The organism is Achromobacter denitrificans NBRC 15125, from assembly GCF_001571365.1.
Classification (GTDB): domain Bacteria; phylum Pseudomonadota; class Gammaproteobacteria; order Burkholderiales; family Burkholderiaceae_B; genus Achromobacter; species Achromobacter denitrificans.
In genome coordinates, this window is the sequence record NZ_BCTQ01000010.1 from 108,126 (window position 1) to 133,386 (window position 25,261).

The window sequence follows — 25,261 nt, forward strand, 5'->3', positions numbered from 1 at the left end:
ACGACCCGACCCAAATGTCCGCAAGCGAACCCATAGGCCAAGGCATGAATCCCGCGCAAAGGGAGGCGGTGCTGTACCTGGACGGCCCCTGTCTGGTGCTGGCCGGCGCCGGCAGCGGCAAGACGCGGGTGATCACGCAGAAGATCGCGTACCTGCTGCGCGAATGCGGCTACATGGGCCGCAACGTGGTAGCGCTGACCTTCACCAACAAGGCCGCGCGCGAAATGGACGAGCGCGTGAAGACCCTGGTGGACCGCAAGCTGTCCAAGGGCCTGATCATCAGCACCTTCCATTCGCTGGGCGTGAAGATGCTGCGCGAAGAGGCGCGCAATGCCGGGCTGAAGCCCACGTTCTCCATCCTGGACGCCGACGACGCCATGGCCATCATCCAGGAACTGCTGGGCACCACGGACAAGGCGCGGCTGCGCCACGTGCAGGGCATCATCTCGCTGTGGAAGAACGCGCTGCTGGAGCCGGACGACGCCGCGCGCGAGGCGATCACGCCGGGCGACGTGGAAGCGGCCAACGTGTACCGCAGCTACGCGGCCACGCTGGCGGCCTACCAGGCGGTGGACTTCGACGACCTGATCCGCATTCCCGCGCTGCTGCTGGCCAACAACGAAGAGGTGCGCACCCGCTGGCAGAACCGCGTGCGCTACCTGCTGGTGGACGAATACCAGGACACCAACGTGTGCCAATACCGGCTGGTGCAGCTGCTGACGGGATCGCGCGCCATGTTCACCGCGGTGGGCGACGACGACCAGGCCATCTACGCCTGGCGCGGCGCAACCATCGAGAACCTGGCGAAGCTGACGACCGACTACCCCAACATCAAGCTGATCAAGCTGGAGCAGAACTACCGCTCGGTCCAGCGCATCCTCGCGGCCGCCAACCAGGTGATCGAGAAGAACCCCAAGCTGTTCGACAAGAAGCTGTGGTCCGACCTGGGCGTGGGCGAACCCATCCTGGTGTCGGCGATGGACGGCGAGGAGCACGAGGCGGAGTCCATCGCGATGAAGGTGTCGGCCTCGCGCTTCGAGCGACAGGCGCAGTGGAAGGATTTCGCCATCCTGTACCGCAGCAATCACCAGTCGCGCATCCTGGAACAGGCGCTGCGCAACCTCAAGATTCCCTACACGATCTCGGGCGGCCAGAGCTTTTTCGACAAGGCCGAAGTGCGCGACGTGCTGTCCTATCTGCGCCTGCTCGCCAACGACGAAGACGATCCCGCGTTCATCCGCGCGGCCACCACGCCCAAGCGCGGCATCGGGCAGGCCACGCTGCAGGTCCTGGGCCAGTACGCCGCCACTCGCGAGCTCTCGCTGCTGGCGGCGGTGGCCGAGACCGGCCTCGAAAGCCTGTTGGCGCCGCGCCAGCTGGAGCCGCTGCGCACTTTCGCCGAGTTCATCCGCCGCATGCAGTGGCGCGCGGGGCGCGGCGCGGCCTCCGGCAAGGACGCGGCGCCCGCCGAGCCCGCCGGCGTGCTGCTGGACGACCTGCTGGAGGCCATCCAGTACGAGCGCCACCTGTACGAGCTGTTCGAGGAACGGCCCGCGCAGACGCGCTGGCAGAACGTGCTGGAACTGACCGGCTGGCTCAAGCGCAAGGCCGAGGAAGACGACATGACGCTCTTCGAGCTGGTGCAGCACGTGGCGCTGGTCACCATGCTGGAGCGGGGCGAGGAAGAAGAGCCCGACGCGGTGAAGATGTCCACGCTGCACGCCTCCAAGGGGCTGGAGTACCCGCACGTGTACCTGGCGGGCGTCGAGGAAGGCCTGCTGCCGCACCTGGGCAAGGACGACGAAGTCGGCGATCCGGCGCGCGCGGCCGAGAACCTGGCCACGCGCATCCAGGAAGAGCGCCGGCTGATGTACGTGGGCATCACGCGCGCGCAGCGCAGCCTGAACCTGAGCTGGTGCAAGCGCCGCCGTCGCGCGCGCGAGGACCTGGTGCGCGAGCCCTCGCGCTTCATCGAGGAAATGGGCCTGGGCGACGTCCGCATCCAGGAGGACGAGGCCACGGCCGCCATGAATCCGAAGGAGCGCATGGCCATGCTGAAGGCGTTGCTGAAGAAATAAGGGCCAGCATGGCGGCGCGGCCGCCCGGAGCCGGCCCCGGGACGCTTGTGGAACATCGCGGGCTGCTCCTACACTGGGCTGCGCGTCCCGCGGTTTGCGCGCGGGATCCACGCCGGAAAGAAGGAGCGCGTCATGTGCCGTTGGCTAGCCTATAGCGGTAGTCCCATCCAGATGGAGAGCGTGCTGTTCAAGGCCAAGCACTCCCTGATCGACCAGAGCCTGCACGCGCGCCTGGGCGCCACCACCACCAACGGCGATGGCTTTGGCCTGGGCTGGTACGGTCGCCAGCATGAGGGCCAGCCGCTGGAGCCGCCATTTCGCTACCGCAGCGTGCATCCCGCCTGGAACGACCGCAACCTGCGCGAGGCGGCGCGCGCGATCCATGCGCCGCTGTTCGTGGCGCATATCCGCGCCGCCACGGACACGCCCGCGCAGGAAACCAACTGCCATCCATTCCGTCATGGGCAGTGGCTGTTCGTGCACAACGGCGTCATCCGCGACTATCCGCTGCTCAGGCGCGACCTGATGCTGATGATCGCGCCCGCGTATTTCGGCTCGCTGGAGGGATCGACGGATTCCGAGGTGATGTTCCTGCTGGCGTTGAGCTTCGGCCTGGAGGAAGACCCGCTGGCGGCGCTGGCCCGCATGGTGGGCGCGGTGGAAGAGACGGGCAGGCGGCATGGCGTGGCGCAGCCTATCAACATGACGGTCTGCGCGCTGGACGGCAAGCGCCTGATCGCCGTGCGCTATTCCAGCGAGACCGATTCGCGCACGCTGTTCCACAACACCTGCGTGCGCCATCTGCGCCAGCTGTATCCTGACAATCCGCAGATCGCGGCGCTGGACGACGATGCTTTCCTGCTGCTGTCGGAGCCCTTGAGCGAGATGCCCGGGGCCTGGGAAGAAGTGCCCGAAGCCACCGCCATCATCGCCGGGCAAGGGCAGATCGCGCACTATCCGTTCGCGCCGGTGCCGCCGGGGGCCTGAGTCCGCCCTGCAAGGGGAAGACGCGGGAAAATAGGGTCATCAAGCACGTATCTCTCATATAGGGGAGAATACGGATCGCATGACTTTGCGACGTCCTGGGCCGCGAAAGCACCCTAATTCCAATAAGGAAGTTGCATGACCGATAGCAAAACCCCGCAGGCCTCTATCGCGCTGGCGGTGTTTAACCACACGGGGAGCACCCCGGATTGCTTTGAGTTGCATGAACATGGCGTTGTCTGCCGACAAGGCGACGCGCGCACTTACACCGCATTTGCGGACATCCAGGATCTTTGCCTGCTCGCCTCCGGGCCCGATGCGGCCTGCGGCCTGATCGATAGTTTTGCCTACCGCACCCATGCGGCGCGCGGCTGGACCCGGGTGCCTGCCGAGGTCGGCGAATTCAGCAAGTTGATGGACGCGTTCCGCTCGCGCTACGTCGCGCAGCGCCTGCCCGTGCTGGAAGAGGCGATCGCGAGCGGCGAGCGCGTCGCGTTCCGCTTTATCCGCAGCGGCGACTTCCCGGACCTGGAGACGCAGGAACTGGCCCTGTCGGCCGACGGCCTGCACATGGGCGGCGCCGTATGGCCGTACGAATCGCTCAAGCGCATCGACCTGAACCAGTGGACCGAGACGATCAGCCTGCAGGACGAGGACGGCAAGACCGTCTTTTCGTGCCCGGCCGCGCGCTTGCTCAGCTCGGACCTGTTCGTGAACCTGGTCTACGACCAGCTGGGACGGACGGCGGAATACGCCTGAGCAGCGTGGTTCCCGCGCCGCGGGGTCAGTGCCCCGTATGCAGATCGGGATTCAAGGTGCCCCAGGCGGCGGTGCGCACCAGACACTCCACGGCGCCGGTCTGCGAGTTGCGGCGAAACAGCAGGCCGTGCTGGCCCGCCAGCGAGGTGGCCTTGACCACCGCGCCTTCCGGCGTCAGCACGCGCGTTCCCGCCGTGATGTAGCAGCCGGCCTCCACCACGCAATCGTCGCCCAGCGAAATCCCGATGCCCGAGTTGGCGCCGAGCAGGCAGCGCTTGCCGATGGACACGACCTGCTTGCCGCCGCCGGACATGGTGCCCATGATGGAGGCGCCGCCGCCGATGTCGCTGCCGTCGTCGACGATGACCCCCGCGCTGATGCGTCCTTCCACCATGGAGGCGCCCAGCGTGCCCGCGTTGAAGTTGCAGAAGCCTTCATGCAGCACCGTGGTGCCGGGCGACAGGTGCGCGCCGAGCCGCACGCGCGCCGTATCGGCGATGCGCACGCCGGCGGGCATGACGTAATCGGTCATGCGGGGAATCTTGTCCACGCCGCGGATCTCCAGCACCTGCCCGGACGCGCGCAATTGCCAGCGCAGCGCGTCGACCTGGTCGACCGCGCAGGGGCCGGCCGAGGTCCACGCCACATTGGCCAGCACGTTGAACAGGCCGTCCAGGTTGGCGTCGTGCGGACGGATCAGCCGGTGGCTGAGCAGGTGCAGGCGCAGATAGGCGTCGTGCGCGTCGACCGGCGGCTCGTCCAGCGAGGCGATGGCGGTGCGCACGGCCACGATGTCCACCTTGCGGCGGGTATCCCGGACCAGGGCGGTCGGCACGTGCTCTCCGAGCGCGGCGCGGGCTTCCTCGGGCGTCAGGTGGCGGGTGCCGGTGGCGGGGGAATTGTCGGCCAGCGAAGGACGGGGATACCAGGTGTCCAGGATGCTGCCGTCGGCGGCCAGCGTGGCGAGGCCATAGGCGATGGCGCTGAGGGGCGTGGGGGAATCGGACATGATGACGGAAGCGAAAGCACGGACTGGGGGGTAATTCTAGGCGAAAACGGGGCGCTCCCGAGGGGCCGCGCCGCCGCCGTCAGAGGCTGCCGAAGGCCCAGCGCAGGCTCAGCGAGGCGGTGTGCTCGCGCATGCCGCCGCCGTACTGGCCCCCATAGGCCAGCCCTACCGCCGCCGAGCGCGACAAGGCCAGTTCGGCGCCCAGCCCCGCCAGCGCCGCGCTCCGGGCGATCGGCGCGCCGGCCACCGTCAGCACGCTGCCGCCATCCAGCGCCAGGGTCGTCTCGGGCGCGACGTCGCCGAACGCGCGGCGCCAGCCCAGCAGGGCATGCAGCCGGCCCACGACGGGGCCCAGCGACAGGCCGGCCTGTCCGCGCAGGCCGAGCGTCGTCGTGGTCTGGACGACCCGCCCGGCTTCCGCATCGATCGCGGCCCAGCCGCCGGATTCCGAGAAGCCGCGCGTGCGCACGTCGCGGAAGGCCAGGCCGGCGAACGGTTCGACACTGGCGCCTTCGGGCAGCGCCACTTCATAGCCGAGCTCGGTGAAGGCCAGCACCGTGTTGGCGCTGACGTCGGCCGTCAAGGTCTGGGAGGCGATACCCGGGAGCGCGAAATGCCGCGTCGTATCCATGTCGTGCCAGACGTAGGATGCCGCCGCCAGCAGCTTCATCTTGCCAGGACCGACGACGAAAGACCGCTTCCCGTAGAGCGTGGCGCTGTAGCTGTCGACGGTCGCCTTGGCGTCGAGCGCATCGAGCCGCACGCGGCTGCGGGTGGCGCCGAGCGCGCCGCCCAGGCGCCAGCCGGCGCCGGCCTCGGCTTCGCCGCCGGCGTAGGCGCCGGTGGTGCGCTGCTTGATGCGCGCGAAGGCGCCGCTGCCTTCCAGCAGCTGCCAGTTGTCGATGGCGACGATCCAGCCCTGCGGGCCGGGCGCGGCGGTTGCCGCCGGAACGGGTGCGGCGGGCGCTTCGCCGGCGCAGGCGGACGCGGCGCCCGCGACCATCAGCGCAAGCGCGGCGGCCGTCGGCGCCACGGGTAGCCGACGGACAGGACCTGCGCGCCGCGGCATGCCGCGGCGCCGTTCGGAAGGGAGCACCTGGGGGGGGGCGCTTAGGCGAGTTCTTTCAGTAGCAGTTCCCAGAACTTCTGGCGCTGCTCCAGGGTCGAGATCAGCACGTACTCGTTCAAGGTATGCGCGCCGTCGCCGTCGGCGCCCAGGCCGTCCAGCGTGGGAATGCCCATGGCGGAGGTGAAGTTGGCATCGCTGCCGCCGCCGGTCATCGGGGCGTCTTCCAGCAGGAAGCCCGCGCGTTCCGCATAACCCTGGACCAGCCCCAGCAACTGCGCGGCCGCTTCGGTCTTCACCATCGGCGGGCGGTTCAGTTCCACGTCGATGTCGAGCTCGACGTCCGGGCCCACCGCGCACAGTTCGCGCATGCGGCGCAACACGTCTTCGGCGGCGCCCATGTCGGGGACGCGGAAGTCCACCACGCAGCGGCACAGCGCCGGTACGGTGTTGGTCACGGTGCCGCCGGCGATGGTGCCGACGCTGACGGTGATGCCGCGCTCGTAGTCGGTCATGGCCTCCAGCGCCAGCACCTGGTGCGCCATTTCGCGGATCGCGCTGCGGCCTTTCTCGTGCTGCATGCCGGCGTGCGCCGGGCGGCCCTTGACGTTCAGGTTCAGCATGCCGGTGCCCTTGCGCGCCGTGACGCACTTGCCGCCATTGGGACGCGCCGGCTCGCAGACCAGGGCGTACTTGGCGTTGGCCGCGAAGCGTTCGATGTGCGCGCGCGAGGCATGGCTGCCGGTTTCCTCGTCGGGCACCACCAGCAGGTCCACCGGCAGCTTGGTCGCGCCGGGGCGGGCCACGCCGGCCAGGGCGGACAGCGCCAGGTAGATGCCGGCCTTCATGTCGTAGCCGCCGGGGCCGTAGAGGCGGTCGCCCTCGATGCGCACCGGGTTCTCCAGCAGCGTGCCGACGGGATGGACCGTGTCCATGTGCGCCAGGATCAGGATGCCGGGGCGGGTGTCGCCGGGCGCGCGGTTGGTCGCATACAGCAGCGGGCCCGTGGTCGGGCCCAGCGACGACAGCTCAACCGTCAGGCCGGCGGCCGCGGCGTAGTCGGCGATGATGCGCGCCATGGCGGCGATGCCTTCGGGGAAGTTCGAGGGCGATTCGCATTGCAGCCAGCTTTGTATGCCGGCGACGATCTGTTCAGTGCTGGGAGTAGTGGACATGGCGGTAGCGGAAATCTGCGGATTGAAGAAAGAGATCGATCAGGCGACCTGCTGGCCGGCCAGGCGGGCCAGTTCGGCATCGTCAGGCATCTTCCCGTCGAACCAGAGACTGGCGCACACGGCGGACATGGCGCGTCCGTCGTGGCCGATGCCGGGAACGACCTGCAGCTTCCAGCCGAACGGCACGCCGCGGCGCTCGGCTTCCTTGCGGCCGAATTCGAAATAGTTCTGCGCGCGCGCATAACGGTGCGGGCCCTGGCGCATGGCGGCCGGCTCGGACGGCAGGTTGGGATCGTCCGTGGCGATGTCCTGGTCGCCCGCCAGGATGGTCATGGGGTAGGCCAGCAGTTTTTCCAGGTGCGCTTCGGTCAGGCCGACTCCGTCCATGCCTTCGGGGAAGGGATGGTCGAACGTGGGCAGCGTGTACCAGCCGGGGTTGCCGGCGGCCACGGCCTTGAAGGGCGCGTGCGACTGGCTGCTCATCAGGCGGTGCACGAACTGGCCGCCCGCGGAATGGCCGAACAGGTAGACGTTTTCGCCGTCGGTGACCTCGGCGGCGATCAGGTCCTTGATGACGTTGCCCACCAGCGCGTAGGTCCAGCCGTCGACGTGGCGCGGGTTGCCGCCGGCCGAGAACACGCGGCCGTTGTTGTAGCTTTCCACGCCGGGCCAGATCTCGTTGGAGAAGGTCAGCGCCACGATCAGCAGCTTGTGCTTGTCGGCGGCCGGCACCCAGAAGTCGCGGTATTCGTCGCCGTTGCGCAGCACGCCGTGCTGCACGATGACCACGGGGCGGTCCGGCGTGTAGCCGTAGGGGCGGTAGGTTTGCAGCTTGAAGGGACGGTCGGAATTGCGATCCTCGTCCACATACTGGATGGCGTTGCGGCCGGCATGGCCCAGCTCGATGGCGATGCGGTCGACGTTGGACATTTCGGAGGGTTTCATCAGGCGTTCGCCTCGTTCAGGTGGCAGGCCGACCAGTGGCCCGCCGAGATTTCTTTCAGTTCCGGCGCCTGTTCGCGGCAGCGGGGCATGGCGTGCGGGCAGCGCGGGTTGAAGGTACAGCCCGGCGGCGGGTTCAGCGGCGACGGGATTTCCCCCTTGATCGGCGTGAACTTGCGGCCGCGGCGGCCCACGTCCGGCACCTCGGCCATCAGGGCCTGGGTGTAGGGATGGTTGGCGCGGGCGAAGATCTCGGCCGACGTGGAGATCTCCACGATCTTGCCCAGGTACATGATCGCCACGCGGTCCGAGATGTGCTTGACCACGCCCAGGTCGTGGCTGATGAACAGGTAGGTGAAGCCGTGCTGTTCGCGCAGGTCCATGAACAGGTTGATCACCTGCGCCTGGATGGAAACGTCCAGCGCGGCCACGGGCTCGTCGCAGACCAGGAACTTCGGCGCCACCATCAGCGCCCGGGCGATGCCGATGCGCTGGCGCTGGCCGCCCGAGATCTGGTGCGGGAAGCGGTCGCGGTATTCCGGGTCCAGGCCCACTTCCTTCAGCGCCTGGTCGATGCGCGCGGGGATCTGGGCGGCAGGCGCCAGCTTGTGGACCTTGAGCGATTCGCCCAGGATCTGGCGCAGGCGCTGGCGCGGGTTCAGCGAGGCCTGCGGATCCTGGAAGATCATCTGCACGCCCAGGGTATAGGCCAGCTTGTCGGCGCCGCGCAGGCGACGGGCTTCCTGGCCCTGGTACAGCAGCTGGCCTTCGGTCTGGCCGTGCAGGCCGGCGACGACGCGGCCCAGCGTGGACTTGCCGCAGCCGGACTCGCCCACCAGGCCCACGACTTCGCCGCGCTTGATGGACAGGTCCACGCCGTTGACCGCGTACACGGTGCGGCGGTCGATGGGACGGCCCGTCAGGGCCAGGATGCGCTGGGCCAGGTCGGGCCGCTGCTCGAAGCGCTTGTGGACGTTCTTGAGCTCGATGACGGGGGTATCGGCTTGGCTCATACCGGCTGGGCCTCGCGGGTAATCGGCACGTAGCAGCGATAGCTGCGCGGACCTTCGGTGGTGACGGTGGGGGCTTGTTCGGTGCAACGCGTGACCGCGCTGGTGCAGCGCGGGCGGAACGGACAGCCCGAGGGACGGCCGGCCAGGCTGGGCGCCATGCCGTTGATCTGGTGCAGGCGGGCGCCGGGCTGGGTGGCGCCGGGCATCGAATCCAGCAGGCCCTTGGTGTAGGGGTGGCGCGGCGCGTCCAGCACCTGTTCGACCGGGCCGCTTTCGACGATGCGGCCGGCGTACATCACGGCCACGCGGTCGGCCAGTTCGGCCACCACGCCCAGGTCGTGGGTGATCCAGATCAGCGCGGTGTTGTGCTCGCGGCAGATCTCCTGCATGCGGTAGAGGATCTGGCCCTGGATGGTGACGTCCAGCGCGGTCGTCGGCTCGTCGCAGATGATCAGGTCGGGCTTGTTCAGCATGGCGATCGCGATCGCCACGCGCTGGCGCATGCCGCCCGAGAACTCGTGCGGATAGCTCTTCAGCCGCTTTTCCGGCGAAGGAATGCCGACCATGGCCAGCGCCTCGCGGCAACGCTCTTCGGCTTCGGCGCGCGGCACGTCTTCGTGGGTGAGGATGGCTTCCATCATCTGCTCGCCGATGCGCAGCACCGGATTGAGCGTCATCAGGGGATCCTGGAAGATCATGGCGATGCGGTTGCCGCGCAGCTGGCGCATCTGCTCTTCGCTCAGCTTGCGCAGGTCCGTGCCCTTGAACTTCACTTCGCCGTCCACGACTTCCCCGGGCGGGTCGATCAGGCCGAGCAGTGAGAAGCCGGTGACGGACTTGCCGGAGCCGGACTCGCCGACCAGGCCAACGATCTCGCCGCGGCGCACGGTCAGGTCGACGCCGTCGACCGCCAGCCAGGCGCCGGCCTCGGTATGGAATGCGGTGCGCAGGCCGCGCACGTCTAGGAGGATTTCGCTCATGTTCGACGCGGGTCCAGGCTTTCGCGCAGGCGGTCGCCTACGATATTGATGGAAAGGATCAGCACCAGCAGGGCAATGCCCGGGAACAGGCTGATCCAGTAGTCGCCCGACAGCAGGTACTGGAAGCCGTTGGAGATCAACAGGCCCAGCGAGGGTTCGGTGATGGGCACGCCCACGCCCAGGAACGACAGCGTCGCTTCCAGGGCGATGGCGGTGGCGATCTGGATGGTGGCGAACACCATGACCGGGCCCAGGCAGTTGGGCAGCAGATGGAACAGCATGATGCGCCAGGCCGGGAAGCCCAGGTTGGCGGCGGCTTCCACGTATTCCTTGCGGCGTTCCTGCAGGGCGCGGCTGCGCATGATGCGCGCGTAGTGGCCCCACTGCACCAGCACCAGGGCGAGGATCACCTTGTCGACCCCGCGCCCCAGCACCACCAGCAGCACCAGCGCCACCAGAATGGTGGGGAAGCCCAGGATGAAGTCCACGATGCGCATCAGCACGGTGTCGACCAGGCCGCCCACGTAGGCGGCCACCAGGCCGATGGCGCCGCCGACGGCCGTGGCCAGCACCACCGCGGACAGGCCCACCATCAGGCTGATGCGCAGGCCGTACAGGATGGCGCTGAGCATGTCGCGGCCCTGGTCGTCGGTGCCGAGCCAGGCGATGCTGCCGTCCATCAGCGCTTGGCGCGGCGCGAGGCGGCCGTCCATGAGCGACAGGTTGGCGAGGTCGTACGGATTCTGCGGCGCGAAATAGGGGGCGAACACCACCAGGATGACCAGGATGGCCAGGGCGATGACGGAGCCGCGCACCGTGGGGCGCGCGTGCAGCTTCTTCAGGATGGCGGCGCGCTTGGGCGTCTCGGCCAGGGGCTGGACGGTGCGGGTGCGGCCGGGATTGGGAGATTGAGCCATGGCGGATTATTGAGCGGGGGTCACGAGCTGGACGCGCGGGTCGAGCGCGGCGTACAGGATGTCCACAATCAGGTTGATGATCACGAAGATCAGGGTCACCAACATCACGTAGGCGACCACGACGGGGCGGTCGAGCTGGTAGACGCTGTCGATGAGCAGCTTGCCCATGCCGGGCCATGCGAACACGGTTTCGGTGATGGTGGAGTAGGCGATGAGGCTGCCGAATTCCATGCCGATCACGGTGACCACCGGGATCAGGATGTTGCGCAGGATGTGGCGGCGCACGATGCGCCCGGGCTTCACGCCCTTGGCGCGCGCGAACTTCACATAGTCCTGGCTGCGGGCCTCGACCACGCCGGAGGCCGTCAGGCGCAGCACCAGGGCGATGTTGGCCAGCGCCAGGTTGATGGCCGGCATGATCAGGTGCGACCAGCCGTCGGCGGTCAGGATCGACAGGCGCACGCCCAGCACGGTGACCGTGTCGCCGCGGCCCGTGGCGGGCAGCCAGCCCAGCCAGACCGCGAACAGCAGGATCAGCATCATGCCCTGCCAGAAGTTCGGCAGCGAAAAGCCCAGCACCGAGGACGCCATGATGCCGCGGCCCAGGGGCTGGTCGCGGTACAGGCCGGCGACGAGGCCCAGGGGAATGCCGAAGACACAGGTCAGCAGGATGGCCACGATGACCAGTTCGAACGTGGCGGGGATGCGCTGCACGATCAGTTCGATGGCGGGGATGCCGTGCACGAAGGACGTGCCCAGGTCGCCATGCAGCGCGCGCCACAGGAAGCCTGTGTATTGCTGCCATACCGGCAGGTCCAGGCCCAGGCGGGCGATCATCGCCTCGCGGGCGGCCTGGCTGGCTTCGGGGCTGACCAGCAGTTCGATCGGGTCGCCCACGGCATACACCGCGAAGAAGACCACGACCGAAACGGCCAGCAGCACGAACAGACTCTGGATCAGTCTGCGTAGGATGAACAAGGCCACGTGATGATTTCCTTGGTGGGCTCAGAAGAGGTTGCGGGCGCCGGATGCTTACTTGGCGGGCTTGGCCGACATGGCCAGGGTGTACTGGTCTGCCCGGCCTTCGTACGTCAGCCCTTTGCGAAACGCCCAGATGCTGCTTTCGAAATGCAGGGGAATGCTCGGCAGGTCGGCCAGCGCAAGGGTCAGGGACTCCTGCAGCAGCCTGGCCCGCTCGGCCGGATCCACGGTGACGATGGCGCGCTTGAACACGCGGTCGAACTCGGGGTTGTCGTAGCCGCCGTAGTTGCTGGTGCCCAGGCCGTGCTCCTTGTCGAACGCGGTAACCCAGTATTGTAGGAAAGACGAGGCCTCCCCGGTTTCGGACGACCAGCCGCCCATGGCGAAGCTGAATTCGCGCTTGGCGCGCTTGGGGAAGTAGATGGAGCGCGCCATGGCGTCCACGGTGGTCTTGATGCCCACGCGCGACAGGTACTGCGCCACTGCCTGCGAGATCTGGGCGTCGTTGATGTAGCGGTCGTTGGTGGACGAGATGGTCAGTTCGAAACCGTCCGGGTAGCCGGCCTCGGCCAGCAGCTTCTTGGCCGCGGCGGGGTCGTACTTCAGCTCGGGCGGGTTGGGCAGCGTGCCGAACATGCCGTCGGGCAGGAACTGATTGGCGGGCGTGGCCGCGCCGTCCATGATGCGGGCCGCGATGGTCTTGCGGTCGATCGCCAGGGAGATGGCGCGACGCACGCGCACGTCCTGCAGCGGGTTCTTGCCGTCGGCGGCCTTGACCGTGGGGCTGGGGTTGCGCGCCACGTCGAACTGGAAATACACCACCCGGACCGAGGGCGTGATCACGTGGCCGAAGCCGGGCGTCTCCGAGATACGCTTCACGTCGCGCGCCGCGGGATTTTCGATCAGGTCGAAATCGCCGGCCAGCAGGCCCGTCAGGCGCGGGCCGGCCGCGGGCACGGGAACCATCCTGACGTTCGGCCAGGCCGGTTTGTCGCCCCAGTACGCGTCGTTGCGGGCCATTTCGATGCCCGTGCCCTTCACGTAGGACTTCAGCGTGTACGGACCGGTGCCGATCACGTCACGGCCATTGTTGAAGTCGGCGACGGTGGGCCAGGGGCCGGTCACGCCGCATTGGTTCTTCAGGTCGAAGCGGATCGGGCCGTGCTCGACGATGCCGTTCCACAACATGGACATGCGGCTCAGGTCGTTGGGCAGCAGCGGATAGGGCTGGCGGGTCTTGATCACCAGCGTGTTGCCGTCGCGCACCTGCACGTCGGCCAGCTTCTGGACCACGGCGGGATACGAGCCGCCGATGGACTGCTCGTTGTTCATCACCCGGCAGAACGTGAAGATGACGTCCTGCGGCGTGAAGGGCTGGCCGTTGGAGAACTTGACGCCCTCGCGCAGCGTGAATTCCCAGGTGGTGTCGTCCACCGGCTTCCAGGCCGTGGCCAGCCGGGGAATCAGGTTCATCCCGGCGTCCTGCCCCACCAGGGTCTCGAACAGGTGCGAGGTCATCGCGTCGTTCGGCGTGGCCTGGTGGTAGTGGGGGTCCATCGAGGTCGGCTCGGAGGACAGGCCGATCCTCAGGGTGCCGGAGGCGTCCTGCGCCTGGGCCGCGGACGCACAGGCGGCCAGCGTACAGGCGGCGAGGAGGCTGCGATAGACGGTCTTCGCGGACATGGTTGTTTCCCTTGCTTTGTCGGTTCTTGTGCGGCGGCCCGGCGGGCGGGCGCCGCGGGGCGTCAGGCGATGGGTTGGGCCAGCCGGACGACGGTCACGCCGGGCCGCAGGTTTGCGGTGGACGGCATGATCAGCACGCAGTCGTCGTAGGGCGTGACGACGGGCTCGCCTTCGGACCAGCCGATCAGGCTGCCGGCCGCGGCCAGCGTCTCCAGGCCCTTCCAGGGTTCGGCGAAGCGGAAGTCGGCGCTCTTGGCCGCGATCGCGTGGGTGACGCGCAAGGCGCGTTGCGCGGGCGCGGCGGGGGTGAACCAGTCCGCGGGCAGGTCGCTGCCGTCCACGGTGTCCGCGGCCGCGAGGAAGCGCGCCATCTGGTCGATGGCCACGCCGCGCGCCTCGGGAGCGCCATGGAAACCGCACTCGATCAGCAGCGAGCGGGTGCCGTTGTCGCCGGCTTCGCCGAAACGGCCGTAGTCGCGCATGCGCACGCCCGCGGCGTGGCCGGCGTCGGCAATGATGGTGGCGGGGTTGCCCAGCGCCAGGGCCAGGTCGATGTTGCGCTGCTCCAGGCCGGTGAGCTGCAGCGGCACGTCGGAGTTGCTCATCGAATGGAAGTCCAGCAGCCAGTCGGCCTGTTCCACCCAGGGGCGGAGTTCGGCCGCGCGGCGGCGTTCCTGGCTGATCGGCACGCTCAGCTTGTCGTCGCTCCAGACGCGGTTCATGTCTTCATCGACGAAGCGCGCCGGGGCGTAGTTGGCGGAGTCGAAACGGTCGAAGGCCGCCAGGTTGCAGAACGCCAGCGTCAGCGAGCCGCGACGGGGGCGCAGGCCGGCGGCCAGCGCTTCCTTCAGCGCCCAGGCGCCGCAGAGTTCGTTGCCATGGATCAGGGCGCTCAGCATGACGTGCTTGCCCGGCACGCCCGAGTCGAAATGCCAGACGCCCGGCGTATCCGTGTTGCCCGCGCGTTCCGCCGACAAGTCCGGACAGGCGAGCAGGAATGGACGTGGAAGGGACGCTGGGCTGGGCGTAGGCATGGGGACTCCGATGAAGCGACGGGATTGTATAGGCGATGGCGGGGCGGTGGCGCTCAGGCGCGCGCCATGGCGCGAAGGGCGCTGGAAACGGCTGCTGGCACGGGTTTTCCCTTATTTTTGGGGCGCGCCAGGAGGTCGCCGCCCTCGACTATTGGGCGAATTCTAGGAGTTTGGCAGCTTTCTCTACAATTAGAATATTTATCTGGAGCTTTGCAAATTTGGCAAAGCTCGTTTCATCGCTCCCTGCGGGCCACAAGGGTCGAACGTGCACGGCATCGCCTTGAAGTATTTTCTGGAAGTTGCCCAGGCGGGCAGCCTGAGCGGCGCCTCCGAGCGCCTGCATGTCGCGGTGTCGGCCATCAGCCGGCAGATCGCCAAGCTGGAGGAAGAGGCCGGCGCGCCGCTGTTCGAGCGCGCGGCGCGCGGCATGGTTCTGAGCGAGGCGGGCCAGCTGCTGCTGGCGCATGCCCGGCGCACCATGCTGGAAGCCGACTCGGTGCTCCAGGAGATCGCGGCGATCAAGGGCACGGCGCGCAACGAGATCCGGGTGGCCTCGGTCGAAGGCGTGGCGCGGATTTTCCTGCCCTCGGTGATGGCGCGCTTTCGCCGCGACTGGCCGAACATCCGTTTCGACCTGCACGTCGGTTCGCCGGCCGAGGTGAGCCGCCGGGTGTCGGAAGGCAGCGTGGAGCTGGGCATGGCCTTCATCGCCGAACGCATCGGCGGCGTCAGCGCGCGCTATTCGCGCCGCGCGCCGGTGCATGCCGTGATGGCGGCCGACCATCCCCTGGCCGGCCGCAGCAGCGTCAGCCTGCAGGACCTCAGCCAGTATCCGCTGGCGCTTACCGGGCCGGGCACCACGACGCGGCAACTGTTCGAAATGGGCTGCGCCCTGGAATCGGTGCAGCTGGAGCCGGCGCTGACCTGCAACGACTCCTCGCCCCTGCACGGTTTCGTGTTCGGCTCGGACGCCATCATGCTCAGCGGCTACATCTCGGTGGCCTGGAGCTTGCGGCGCGACGAGCTGATCGCGGTGCCGATCTCCAATGCCGAGCTGCAGTCGCGCACCCTGCAGATCCAGGTCATGCCGGGCCGGGTGCTGCCGCCGGCGGCGGAAGCCTTCGTCGACATGCTGTCGCGCGAGCTGGACCACGCGCTGCAGGGCGCGGCGACGGCGTAGGCCGGGGCCTGGGGGAAAAAAAACGGCTGCGCGAGGCAGCCGTTTTTCGTTCAGGCGGACCTGATTACTTGGCGTCGGGCGTGACCGAGGTGGCCAGCGTGTACTGGTCGCGGCGGCCTTCGTACGTGATGCCCTTGCGGAAGGCCCAGATGCTGCTTTCGAAGTGCAGCGGGATCAGCGGCACGTTGTCCAGCGCGATCTGGGTGGATTCCTGCAGCAGCTTCTCGCGCTTGGGCGCGTCCACCGTCACGATGGCCTGCTTGTAGACCTTGTCGAAATCGGCATTGCTGAAGCCGCCGTAGTTGCTGGTGCCCAGGCTGTTGGGCGAATCCAGGGACGCGACCCACAGCTGGAACAGCGCCGAGGCTTCACCCGTTTCCGCCGGCCAGCCGCCCATCGAGAAGCTGAACTCGCGCTTGGCGCGCTTGGGGAAGTAGATGGAGGCCGTCATGGCGTCCACGTTGGTCTTGATGCCGACGCGGGCCAGGTACTGGGCCACGGCCTGGGCCACCTGGCCGTCGTTGACGTAGCGGTCGTTGGTGGACGACAGCGTCAGTTCGAAGCCGTTCGGGTAGCCGGCTTCGGCCAGCAGCTTCTTGGCGCCTTCGGGGTCGTACTTGATTTCCGGAGCCGTGGGCAGCGCGCCGAACATGCCGTCGGGCATGTACTGGTAGGCCGGGGTGGCCATGCCGTCCATGATGCGCGAGGTGATGGCCTTGCGGTCGATCGCCATGGAGATCGCCTTGCGCACGCGGAGGTCTTGCAGCGGGTTCTTGCCGTCGGTGCTCTTGACGAACGGGCTCGGGTTGCGGCCGACGTCAGGCTGGAAGAACACCAGGCGGGTGGACGGAGTGGCCACGAAGCCGAACTTCGGGTTGTCCTTCAGGCGGGGCAGGTCGCGCGCGGCCGGGTTTTCGATCATGTCGAAGTCGCCGGACAGCAGGCCGGTCAGGCGCGGGCCGGCGGACGGCACCGGCACGAACTTGACTTCCTTCCAGTACGGCTTGGGACCCCAGTAGTTCTCGTTGCGCACGAGTTCGATGCCGGTGCCCTTGACGTAGGATTTCAGGGTGTACGGGCCGGTGCCGATGGCGTCCTTGCCGTTGTTGAAGTCGGCGACGGTGGGCCAGGCGCCCGTGACGCCGCAACCCTTCTTGGGGTCGAACGTCAGCTTGCCGTGCTCGACGATGCCGTTCCAGACGATGGGCAACGAGCGCGCCAGTTCGGCGGGCATCAGCGGGAAGGGCTCGGCGGTCTTGATGATGACGGTGTGCGCGTCCGGCGTCTGCACGTCGGTGATGCGCTTGGTCATGTCCATGTAGGACTGCGACACGTTGGTTTCGTTGTTCAGCGTGCGGCAGACCGTGAACAGCACGTCTTCCGACGTGAACGGCTTGCCGTTGGAGAACTTCACGTCGTCGCGCAGCTTGAATTCCCAGGTCGTGTCGTCCAGCGTCTTCCAGGACGTGGCCAGCGCGGGAATCAGCTTCATATCGGCGCTGCGGCCCACCAGGGAGCTGTAGACATGAGCGGAGAACGCGTCGTTCTGCGTCATCTTGTGATAGTGGGGGTCGGCCGAGGTGGGTTCGGCGGACAGACCGATCTTCAGCGTTTGGGCCTGGGCGGCGGCCAAGGGAATGGCGGCGGCCGCGAGGACCAGCGTGGTGCGCAACTTCATGGGTGACAACTCCGGATGGGGAACGAACCGGATCGTGCTTGCGCGTGAACCGCCTGCGCCAGCCGGATGGGCGGGGCCGCTCGGAAGGGGCACAGGGAAGGTTTGGCGCCAGGCACGACGGCAAGGGGCCGATTATCGGTAGGGGCTTCGCGCGCTGTCAATGCGCAACGGCGAATGGGGCGCTAGGGAAAACGCCGAGAAGAGGGGGCAGAGGGCGTCGCGGGGGCCCCGGGTGAGGGGGCCGGCGCGGCGCGATGGCGTTCCGGTGAGGGTCGGGACGCCGGACGCCGCCGCAAGGGGCGCCGGAAACCGGCGGGCCTTGCGGCGGCGGCGCGCCAGGCGAATCGCGGGAGATCGGTCGCGATTCAGCCCGGCGCTGCGGGACTTACCACTGCGAGCCGGAGAAGCGCGAGCTGGCGGCGCGGGCCTTGTTCATCGAATCATTCACTTCGTCGATGAAGGCAAACACGGCAGCAACGGCTCCGATCACGGCTTGGCCGGCCTTCTTGAGGCCAGTCAGCGGATGGGCATTGGGTTGGTTTTCGAGGGCGCCGCGGAGCAGGTCACGCTCCAGCGCGTCGGTCAGGCGGGCAGTGTGGTTCAGGGTCAGTTCGCTCATGGCTTTCTCCAGTCCGTTTCGTCATGGGGTAAACCATTATAGGGATAACCCTAGGATAAAAGCAATGGCTTTTCTAGGGTAAACCCTAGGATGTTGTAAAAATGTTTATTTGACGGGGACTTAGGGCGCCGTCGGCCGCGTTTTTGGGGGCTGGGCGGCCGTTTCAGCCCCTGTTGCGCAGTTCTCGGGCGGCGTCCGCCAGTTCCCCCGCCGTCAGGCCGATGGGCCCCACGCCCCGGGCGACCAGCGCGTCCGCCGCCGCGCCATGCAGCCAGACGGCGCCGGCCACGGCCTGGTCCAGGGGCAGCTTCTGCGCGATCAGCGATCCGAGCATGCCGGCCAGCACGTCGCCTGTGCCAGCGGTGGCCAGGCCGGGATTGCCGCTGGTGTTGGTCCGCAGTTCGCCCTGTGGCGGGCAGACCACGGTGCCGGCGCCCTTCAGCACGATCCAGGCGCCATAGCGCCGGGCCAGCTCGCGGGCGGCGCCCGGGCGGTCGGCCTGCACGTCGGCGGCGCCGGCGCCCAGCAGGCGCCCGGCTTCGGCCGGGTGCGGGGTCAGCACGACCGGCCCCTCGCCCCAGCCCGGCTGGATCTCGCCGCGCGCCAGCAGGTTCAGGCCGTCGGCGTCCAGCACCAGCGGCGCCCCGCGCCGCAGGACGAACAATTCGGACAACACATTGGCCGCCAGGGTGCCGGTGCCGATGCCGCAGCCCGCCACCCAGGCGGTGACGCCCCAGTCCTCCTCCAGCAGCGAGCGCGCGTCGCGCAGCATCAGTTCGAGCTGCAAGGGGTCGCAGGCCAGGGGCGCGGCGTCCTGGGCGAAGCCGACCAGAACCTTGCCGGCCCCGGTCTTCAACGCCGCGCGGGCGGCCAGCAGCGCCGCGCCCGTCATGCCCGGGCCGCCGCCCACCACCCCGACGGTGCCGAAACTGCCCTTGTGCGTGTCCGCGCCGCGGGGGGCGAACAGGGCGGGCAGGGCGGCGCGGTCGATCTTGCCGCCGGCGGGCGGGACGGGGGTGTTCATGGGCTGAGGCTCCGGGATGAATCGGCATGGCGCCGCGGGCGGTATCCACTATAGTGCGCCCAGATGGACTGGCCCAGATGGACCGCCCCGAACGGGCCGCCCCGGAGACGACCGGTTTCCGGCCAGCCATATCGACAAGGGACACGGAGAAGACAATGACCGACATCACGCTGGAACACTATTCGGCCTACGAGGCCCTGAAGCTGCGCCGGCATCCGGGCGGCGTGCTGGAACTGATCATGGGCGCGAAGGGCGGGCTGCCGGGCAAGCTGTCCACGGCGGACGACCGGCTGCACCGCGAGCTGGCCGACATCTGGCGCGACATCGACACCGACCCCGACACCCGCGTGGTGGTGATCCGCGGCGAGGGCAAGGGCTTCTCGGGCGGCGGCGACCTGGACCTGGTGCAGCAGATGGCGGACGACTTCGACGTGCGCGCGCGCGTCTGGCGCGAGGCGCGCGACCTGGTCTACAACATCATCAATTGCAACAAGCCCATCGTGTCCGCCATGCATGGCGCGGCGGTGGGCGCGGGCCTGGTGGCGGGCCTTCTGGCCGACATTTCCATCGCGGCGCGCGATGCCCGCATCATCGACGGCCACACCCGCCTGGGCGTGGCGGCCGGCGACCACGCCGCCATCGTCTGGCCGCTGCTTTGCGGCATGGCGAAAGCCAAGTATTACCTGATGCTGTGCGAAACCGTCACGGGCGAGGAAGCCGAGCGCATCGGCCTGGTGTCGCTGTGCGTGGACGAAGCCGAGTTGATCGGCCGCGCCTTCGAGGTGGCCAACAAGCTGGCCGCCGGATCCCAGACCGCCATCCGCTGGACCAAGTATTCGCTGAACAACTGGCTGCGCATGGCGGGCCCGAGCTTCGATACTTCGCTGGCCCTGGAATTCATGGGCTTCGGCGGCCCGGACGTGCGCGAAGGGATCCAGTCCCTGCGCGAGCGCCGGGCGCCGAACTTCCGGCCCGATTCGCCGTTCTGAAGGGGAAGGGTTTCTGGCTGATGTTGCCGTGGCGGCTGCTTGATGGGTTACGCGCGCCGGATGTCAGGGTTCTTGCCTGGAATCCCTCGCGCTTTACCCATCCTACTTCTTGAAGAACCTGGCGAACGCCGCCTGCGCCTCCTCGGTCTGCAGGCGGGCGCGGAACTGCTGGGCTTCGTAGTCCAGCGTGTCCTGGATCGCCTGGCGGTCCGGGCGCCGCATCATCGCCTTGGTCAGGCGCAACGCGGCCGGCGGCTGGCCCGCCAGGTCGGCGGCGGTGGCCCGGGCGGCCGCCAGCGCCTGGCCGGCGGGCGTGACGGACGTGGCCAGCCCGGCCTCGCATGCCGCCTGGGCCGAGAAGGCCTTGCCCTGCAGCAGCCATTCGGCGGCGCGGCGGGCGCCGGCCAGCCGCGGCATCAGCAGGCTGGAGGCGCCTTCCGGGCACAGCCCCAGCGCCACGAACGGCATGCGCAAGGTGGCGCCTTCCCCGATGTGCACGAAATCGCAATGCTGCAGCAGGGTCACGCCGATGCCGATGGCGTAGCCCTCGACCGCGGCGATGACGGGCACGTCCGCCATCGTCAGCGCCCGCAGGAACGTCAGGCCGGCGCTGTCGCCGGCGCCGCGTTCGGCCTGGAAGTCGCGCAGGTCGTTGCCCGCCGTGAAGTGCTCGCCGGCGCCGGTCAGGATCACCGCGGACAGCGCCGGGTCGGCGCCGGCCAGGGTGATCTGCTCGGTCAGCGCGGCGTAGGTCGCGACGTCCAGCGCATTGCGCCGCTCCGGGCGGTCGATGGTCAGCGTCAGGACCGCGCCCTCGCGGACGACTTTCAGCCCGCCGCTCATGCGTAGACCCGGCCGTTCAGGGCAGCCTTGGCGTCCGCGTATTCGCGGCGCAGCGTGTCGACGATCTGGCGGGCGGGCAGCACGCTGGCGATGCCGCCCACGCCCTGGCCCGCGCCCCAGATGTCCTTCCAGGGCTTGACCCGGGTGCTGCCGAAGTTCGACGCGCCGCTCTCGGGTTGCGGCAGGTTGGCGGGGTCCAGGCCGGCGGCCGCGATGCTGGCCTTCAGGTAATTGCCGGGGATGCCGGTGAAGAACGGCGTGTAGAGGATGTCCGACGCGCTCGCGTCGACGATGGCGGATTTGTAGCCTTCGCTGGCGTTGGCCTCTTCGCTGGCGATGAAGCGCGTGCCCATGTAGGCGAAGTCGGCGCCCATGGCCAGCGCGGCCAGGATGTGCGCGCCGGAGGTGATCGCGCCCGACAGGATCAGCGGGCCGTCATAGAAGCGGCGCACCTCGGCCACCAGGGCGAAGGGGCTGAGCGTGCCCGCGTGCCCGCCGGCGCCGGCGCACACCAGGATCAGGCCGTCCACTCCGGCTTCCAGCGCCTTCTCGGCGTGGCGCAGGGTGGTGACGTCGTGGAACACCTTGCCGCCCCAGTCGTGCACGCCTTTGACCAGGTCGCCGGGCGCGCGCAGGCTGGTGATGATCAGCGGCACGCGATGGCTGGCGCAGACCGCCAGGTCTTGTTCCAGGCGGTCGTTGGACTGGTGGATGATCTGGTTGACCGCGTAGGGCGCCACGGTCGCGCCGGGGTGGGCCTCGCGGTGGGCGGCCAGGCCGGCCTGCACTTCGTCCAGCCAGTCGGTGAGCAGGCTTTGCGGGCGCGCGTTCAGCGCCGGGAACGAGCCCACGATACCGCTGGTGCACTGCGCGACCACCAGCTTCGGATTGGACACGATGAACATGGGGGCGCAGATGACCGGCAGGGACATCTGGCCGTACAAATCAGTCACGAGAGAGTGGGGCATGGGCGTCGTCGCGAAAAAAGGTCCCTAGGGGGCTTGAGCATCGTTGGCCGGTGTGCCTATAATTACCTACCGACCGTCCGGTAATTAATTAATCCTTATTAAACGGCATGCCCGGAAGCGCTGTCAATGGAGGTTCGCTCGAACCCCGGGGCAGCGCCGGCGCGGCCCTTGTGAAGGCTGTCATGGCGACCACCGCCCCTCCCGCCCAGAAACGCGCCCGCGCCGGCAGGCCGCCCTCGCTGGCGGCGCCGCGCGAACGCATCCTGGAAGAAGCCGCCAAGCTTTTCGCCCGCAGCGGCTACGACGGCAGTTCCGTGTCGGACCTGGCCGCGGCCCTGGGCGTATCCAAGGCGGCCATCTACCACTACTACACCACCAAGCAGGACATCTACGACGCCATCATCCTCGGCGTGCTCAGCGGCCTGACGCAGACCGTCGGCCAGGACGTGGCGCGGGCCGTCGGCGCGGCCGACCGGCTGCGCGCCTTCATGGTGGGCCACGCCCGCTACTTCGAGCAGCACCACGCCGAGTTCGTCACCATGCTGATCGGCTATTCCGGGATGGCGCTGCCCGAGCGCGAGGACGCCGCCCGGCTGCGCGACGGCTACGAGAAACGCCTGCGCGAGGTGATCGCCCAGGGCGTGGACGACGGCGTGTTCCGGCCGCTGGACGTGCCGGCCGCCGGACGCGCCGTGCTGTCCATGCTGAATTGGATGGTGCGCTGGTACAAGCCCGGCCAGGGCGACAGCGCCGAACGCATTGCCGCCGGCTATTTCGATTTACTGGTCGGCGGCATGCGCGCCTGAACGCGCCGCCCCGGCTCCGCCTTCTTCCTGTGAGACTTCCATCATGGCCCTCGACACCGAAACCCTGACCCTGTTGCTGGACGCCGTGCGCCGATTCGTGCACGAGCGCCTGATCCCCGCCGAAGACGAGCTGGCCGCGAGCGGCGAAGTGCCGCCCGACATCGTCGCCGAAATGCGCGAGCTGGGCCTCTTCGGCCTGTCGATCTCGCCCGACTACGGCGGCCTGGGCCTGAACATGGAAGAGGAAGTGCGGGTGGTCTTCGAGCTGGGCCAGACCTCGCCCGCATTCCGCTCGCTGGCCGGCACCAATATCGGCATCGGTTCCCAGGCCATCGTGCTGGCCGGCACGGACGAGCAGCGCAACCGCTACCTGCCCAGGCTCGCCAGCGGCGAGCTCGTCGGGTCTTTCGCGCTGACCGAGCCGGATGCCGGCTCGGACGCGATGGCGCTGCGCCTGTCGGCCGTGCGCGACGGCGACGAATACGTGCTCAACGGCACCAAGCGCTTCATCACCAACGCGCCCATCGCCGGCCTGTTCTCCGTCATGGCCCGCACCGCGCCCGAGCGCCGCGCCAATTCGATTTCGTGCTTCCTGGTGGAAGCCGGCGCGCCCGGCCTGATCATCGGCAAGCCCGACAAGAAAATGGGCCAGGCCGGCGCCTTGACCAGCGACGTGGTGTTCGACAACTGCCGCGTGCCGGCCAGCGCCCTGCTGGGCGGGGAAGAGGGCAACGGCTTCCGCACGTCGATGCGCGTGCTGGACAAGGGCCGCCTGCACATCTCGGCCTTGTGCGTGGGCATCGCCGACCGCCTGCTGCGCGACGCCGTGCGCTACGCCCTGGAGCGCAAGCAGTTCGGCCAGCCCATTGCCGAATTCCAGCTGGTGCAGGCCATGATCGCCGACAGCCAGGCCGAGCTCTACGCGGCCCGCTGCATGGTGCTGGACGCCGCCCGCATGCGCGACCGGGGCGAGAACACCACCATGCAGGCGGCCTGCTGCAAGCTGTACGCCACCGAAATGGTGGGCCGCGTCGCCGACCGGGCGGTGCAGATCCACGGCGGTTCGGGCTATATGTCCGAGTACGCGGTCGAGCGCTTCTACCGCGACGTGCGCCTGTTCCGCATTTTCGAAGGCACCTCCCAGATCCAGCAGCTCGTGATCGCCCGCGAAACGATCAAGGCGCATTCCTGAGCGCGCGTCCGGGCTAATATCCAGCTTGACCTACGGTGATCCGGTCCGGCTTGCGCGCGAGCGCGCGGGCCGGACGTTCTCATTTCTCTTCTAGCGAAAAGATTACAGATGTCGCAACGTCCCGCTCCCCTAACCGGCATACGTGTGCTCGACCTGACCCGCGTCCTGGCCGGCCCCTGGTGCACCCAGAATCTCGCCGATCTCGGCGCCGAGGTGATCAAGATCGAACGCCCCGGCTCGGGCGACGATACGCGAGCCTGGGGGCCCCCGTACCTCAAGGACGAGGCGGGCAACGACACCAGCGAGGCGGCCTACTACCTGTCGGCCAACCGCAACAAGTTGTCCGTGGCGCTGGACATCGCCTCGCCCCGCGGCGCCGAACTGGTGCGCGAGCTGGCGCTGCAAAGCGACATCCTGGTGGAAAACTTCAAGGTGGGCGGCCTGTCCAAGTACGGCCTGGACTACGACAGCCTGAAGGAAATCAATCCGCGCCTGATCTACTGCTCCATCACCGGCTTCGGCCAGACCGGCCCCTACGCCAGCCGTCCGGGCTACGACTTCATGATCCAGGGCATGGGCGGGCTGATGAGCATCACCGGCGAACGCGACGACCTGCCCGGCGGCGGTCCGCAGAAGGCCGGCGTCGCCGTCGCCGACCTGATGACCGGCATGTATTCCACGGTGGGCATCCTGGCCGCGCTGCACGAGCGTTCCCGCAGCGGCGTGGGCCAGCACATCGACATGGCGCTGCTGGACTGCCAGGTGGCCATGCTGGCCAACCAGAACCTCAACTTCATGACCTCCGGTTCCGCGCCCAAGCGGGCCGGCAATGCGCACCAGAACCTGGTGCCCTACCAGGTCTTCGCGGCCAGCGACGGCCACCTGATCGTGGCCGTCGGCAACGACAGCCAGTTCCGCAACTACTGCGGCGCGATCGGCCTGCCGGAACTGTCGGCCGATCCGCGCTTCTCCACCAATCCGCAGCGCGTGAAGAACCGCGAGGAGCTGGTGCCCCTGCTGGCCGAACGCATGGCCACGGGCGAGCGCGACCACTGGCTGGCCGCGCTGGAAGGCGTAGGCGTCCCGGCCGGGCCGATCAACACGCTGGACCAGGTGTACGAGGACCCCCACGTCCTCGCGCGCGGCATGAAGCGCGAGCTGCCCCATCCGGCGGCGGGCAAGGTGCCGATGGCGGCCAGCCCGCTGAAGTTCTCCGGCAGCCCGGTCGAGTACCGCCGTCCGCCGCCCATGCTGGGCGAGCACACCGGGCAGGTGCTGTCCGAACGGCTGGGGCTGTCGGCCGAAGAAATCCAGGCGCTGGCGCAAAGCCGGTCCTGAGTC

At 68.4% G+C, this 25,261-nt stretch carries 23 protein-coding genes; 8 read left to right on the forward strand and 15 right to left on the reverse strand.

What is annotated here, in order from left to right; all coding sequences use genetic code 11:
- Window positions 1–14 precede the first annotated feature (14 nt).
- The 3 genes from ADE01S_RS10970 to ADE01S_RS10980 all read left to right on the forward strand — a co-directional run bounded on the left by ADE01S_RS10970 (window position 15) and on the right by ADE01S_RS10980 (window position 3,821).
- Window positions 15–2,078, forward strand: coding sequence for a UvrD-helicase domain-containing protein (locus ADE01S_RS10970; protein ID WP_062681724.1), 2,064 nt, complete (start codon window positions 15–17; stop codon window positions 2,076–2,078).
- Between the two features lie 132 nt (window positions 2,079–2,210).
- Window positions 2,211–3,065, forward strand: a complete 855-nt coding sequence (locus tag ADE01S_RS10975) for a class II glutamine amidotransferase (RefSeq protein ID WP_062681725.1) — start codon at window positions 2,211–2,213, stop codon at window positions 3,063–3,065.
- 135 nt (window positions 3,066–3,200) lie between these two features.
- Complete coding sequence (locus ADE01S_RS10980; protein ID WP_062681726.1) at window positions 3,201–3,821, forward strand: hypothetical protein; 621 nt, start codon at window positions 3,201–3,203, stop codon at window positions 3,819–3,821.
- Between the two features lie 25 nt (window positions 3,822–3,846).
- On the opposite strand, the gene dapD is transcribed toward ADE01S_RS10980, so the two are convergent.
- From dapD to ADE01S_RS11030, 10 genes are all read right to left on the reverse strand, one after another.
- Window positions 3,847–4,830, reverse strand: coding sequence for a 2,3,4,5-tetrahydropyridine-2,6-dicarboxylate N-succinyltransferase (dapD, locus tag ADE01S_RS10985; RefSeq protein ID WP_062681727.1), 984 nt, complete (start codon window positions 4,828–4,830; stop codon window positions 3,847–3,849).
- A 79-nt stretch (window positions 4,831–4,909) separates the two neighbouring features.
- Window positions 4,910–5,863, reverse strand: coding sequence for an autotransporter outer membrane beta-barrel domain-containing protein (locus ADE01S_RS10990; protein WP_242663441.1), 954 nt, complete (start codon window positions 5,861–5,863; stop codon window positions 4,910–4,912).
- Window positions 5,864–5,940: 77 nt separating this feature from the next.
- Window positions 5,941–7,071, reverse strand: a complete 1,131-nt coding sequence (locus ADE01S_RS10995; RefSeq protein WP_062681728.1) for a M20 family metallopeptidase — start codon at window positions 7,069–7,071, stop codon at window positions 5,941–5,943.
- Window positions 7,072–7,110: 39 nt separating this feature from the next.
- Entirely contained in the window at window positions 7,111–8,016 is a 906-nt protein-coding gene (locus ADE01S_RS11000; protein ID WP_062681729.1) for a prolyl oligopeptidase family serine peptidase, read from the reverse strand.
- A complete protein-coding gene (locus ADE01S_RS11005; protein WP_043543094.1) occupies window positions 8,016–9,026 on the reverse strand; it encodes an ABC transporter ATP-binding protein in 1,011 nt (336 codons plus the stop codon). Before ADE01S_RS11005 ends, ADE01S_RS11000 begins: the two co-directional genes overlap by 1 nt.
- On the reverse strand, window positions 9,023–10,006 hold the full coding sequence (locus ADE01S_RS11010) for an ABC transporter ATP-binding protein (RefSeq protein ID WP_062681730.1): 984 nt from the start codon (window positions 10,004–10,006) through the stop codon (window positions 9,023–9,025). Before ADE01S_RS11010 ends, ADE01S_RS11005 begins: the two co-directional genes overlap by 4 nt.
- Window positions 10,003–10,923: an ABC transporter permease gene (locus tag ADE01S_RS11015; RefSeq protein ID WP_062681731.1), complete on the reverse strand. Its 921-nt coding sequence runs from the start codon at window positions 10,921–10,923 to the stop codon at window positions 10,003–10,005. Before ADE01S_RS11015 ends, ADE01S_RS11010 begins: the two co-directional genes overlap by 4 nt.
- 6 nt (window positions 10,924–10,929) lie before the next feature.
- Window positions 10,930–11,907 (reverse strand): ABC transporter permease, encoded by a 978-nt coding sequence (locus ADE01S_RS11020; protein ID WP_062681732.1) that lies wholly within the window; start codon window positions 11,905–11,907, stop codon window positions 10,930–10,932.
- A gap of 48 nt (window positions 11,908–11,955) precedes the next feature.
- Complete coding sequence (locus ADE01S_RS11025) at window positions 11,956–13,587, reverse strand: ABC transporter substrate-binding protein (protein ID WP_062681733.1); 1,632 nt, start codon at window positions 13,585–13,587, stop codon at window positions 11,956–11,958.
- A 62-nt stretch (window positions 13,588–13,649) separates the two neighbouring features.
- Complete coding sequence (locus ADE01S_RS11030; protein ID WP_062681734.1) at window positions 13,650–14,621, reverse strand: M14 family metallopeptidase; 972 nt, start codon at window positions 14,619–14,621, stop codon at window positions 13,650–13,652.
- Window positions 14,622–14,886: 265 nt separating this feature from the next.
- Here ADE01S_RS11030 and ADE01S_RS11035 point away from each other — a divergent pair, with 265 nt between their 5' ends.
- On the forward strand, window positions 14,887–15,801 hold the full coding sequence (locus ADE01S_RS11035) for a LysR family transcriptional regulator (RefSeq protein WP_062681735.1): 915 nt from the start codon (window positions 14,887–14,889) through the stop codon (window positions 15,799–15,801).
- Window positions 15,802–15,865: 64 nt separating this feature from the next.
- Here the strand turns inward: ADE01S_RS11035 and ADE01S_RS11040 are convergent, their stop codons facing one another.
- The 3 genes from ADE01S_RS11040 to ADE01S_RS11050 form a co-directional block, all read right to left on the reverse strand.
- Window positions 15,866–17,479 carry an ABC transporter substrate-binding protein gene (locus ADE01S_RS11040; protein WP_062681736.1) on the reverse strand — a complete coding sequence of 538 codons (1,614 nt, stop codon included), beginning with the start codon at window positions 17,477–17,479 and terminating at the stop codon, window positions 15,866–15,868.
- Between the two features lie 385 nt (window positions 17,480–17,864).
- Window positions 17,865–18,098 carry a hypothetical protein gene (locus ADE01S_RS11045; RefSeq protein WP_062681737.1) on the reverse strand — a complete coding sequence of 78 codons (234 nt, stop codon included), beginning with the start codon at window positions 18,096–18,098 and terminating at the stop codon, window positions 17,865–17,867.
- Between the two features lie 163 nt (window positions 18,099–18,261).
- Window positions 18,262–19,122, reverse strand: a complete 861-nt coding sequence (locus tag ADE01S_RS11050) for an NAD(P)H-hydrate dehydratase (RefSeq protein WP_062681738.1) — start codon at window positions 19,120–19,122, stop codon at window positions 18,262–18,264.
- Window positions 19,123–19,277: 155 nt separating this feature from the next.
- On the opposite strand from ADE01S_RS11050, the gene ADE01S_RS11055 reads away from it, so the two are divergent.
- The gene (locus ADE01S_RS11055; RefSeq protein WP_062681739.1) at window positions 19,278–20,111 is read left to right on the forward strand and encodes an enoyl-CoA hydratase/isomerase family protein; all 834 of its coding nucleotides are present in this window, start codon (window positions 19,278–19,280) and stop codon (window positions 20,109–20,111) included.
- A gap of 102 nt (window positions 20,112–20,213) precedes the next feature.
- On the opposite strand, the gene ADE01S_RS11060 is transcribed toward ADE01S_RS11055, so the two are convergent.
- Window positions 20,214–20,954 carry an enoyl-CoA hydratase-related protein gene (locus tag ADE01S_RS11060; RefSeq protein ID WP_062681740.1) on the reverse strand — a complete coding sequence of 247 codons (741 nt, stop codon included), beginning with the start codon at window positions 20,952–20,954 and terminating at the stop codon, window positions 20,214–20,216.
- Window positions 20,951–21,922, reverse strand: coding sequence for an NAD(P)H-dependent flavin oxidoreductase (locus ADE01S_RS11065; protein ID WP_062681741.1), 972 nt, complete (start codon window positions 21,920–21,922; stop codon window positions 20,951–20,953). The genes ADE01S_RS11060 and ADE01S_RS11065 overlap by 4 nt, the downstream gene beginning before the upstream one ends.
- 182 nt (window positions 21,923–22,104) lie before the next feature.
- On the opposite strand from ADE01S_RS11065, the gene ADE01S_RS11070 reads away from it, so the two are divergent.
- The 3 genes from ADE01S_RS11070 (at window position 22,105) to ADE01S_RS11080 (ending at window position 25,258) form a co-directional block, all read left to right on the forward strand.
- The gene (locus ADE01S_RS11070) at window positions 22,105–22,728 is read left to right on the forward strand and encodes a TetR/AcrR family transcriptional regulator (RefSeq protein ID WP_062681742.1); all 624 of its coding nucleotides are present in this window, start codon (window positions 22,105–22,107) and stop codon (window positions 22,726–22,728) included.
- 43 nt (window positions 22,729–22,771) lie between these two features.
- Complete coding sequence (locus ADE01S_RS11075) at window positions 22,772–23,920, forward strand: acyl-CoA dehydrogenase family protein (RefSeq protein ID WP_062681743.1); 1,149 nt, start codon at window positions 22,772–22,774, stop codon at window positions 23,918–23,920.
- 108 nt (window positions 23,921–24,028) lie between these two features.
- Entirely contained in the window at window positions 24,029–25,258 is a 1,230-nt protein-coding gene (locus tag ADE01S_RS11080; RefSeq protein WP_062681744.1) for a CaiB/BaiF CoA transferase family protein, read from the forward strand.
- Window positions 25,259–25,261 lie beyond the last annotated feature (3 nt).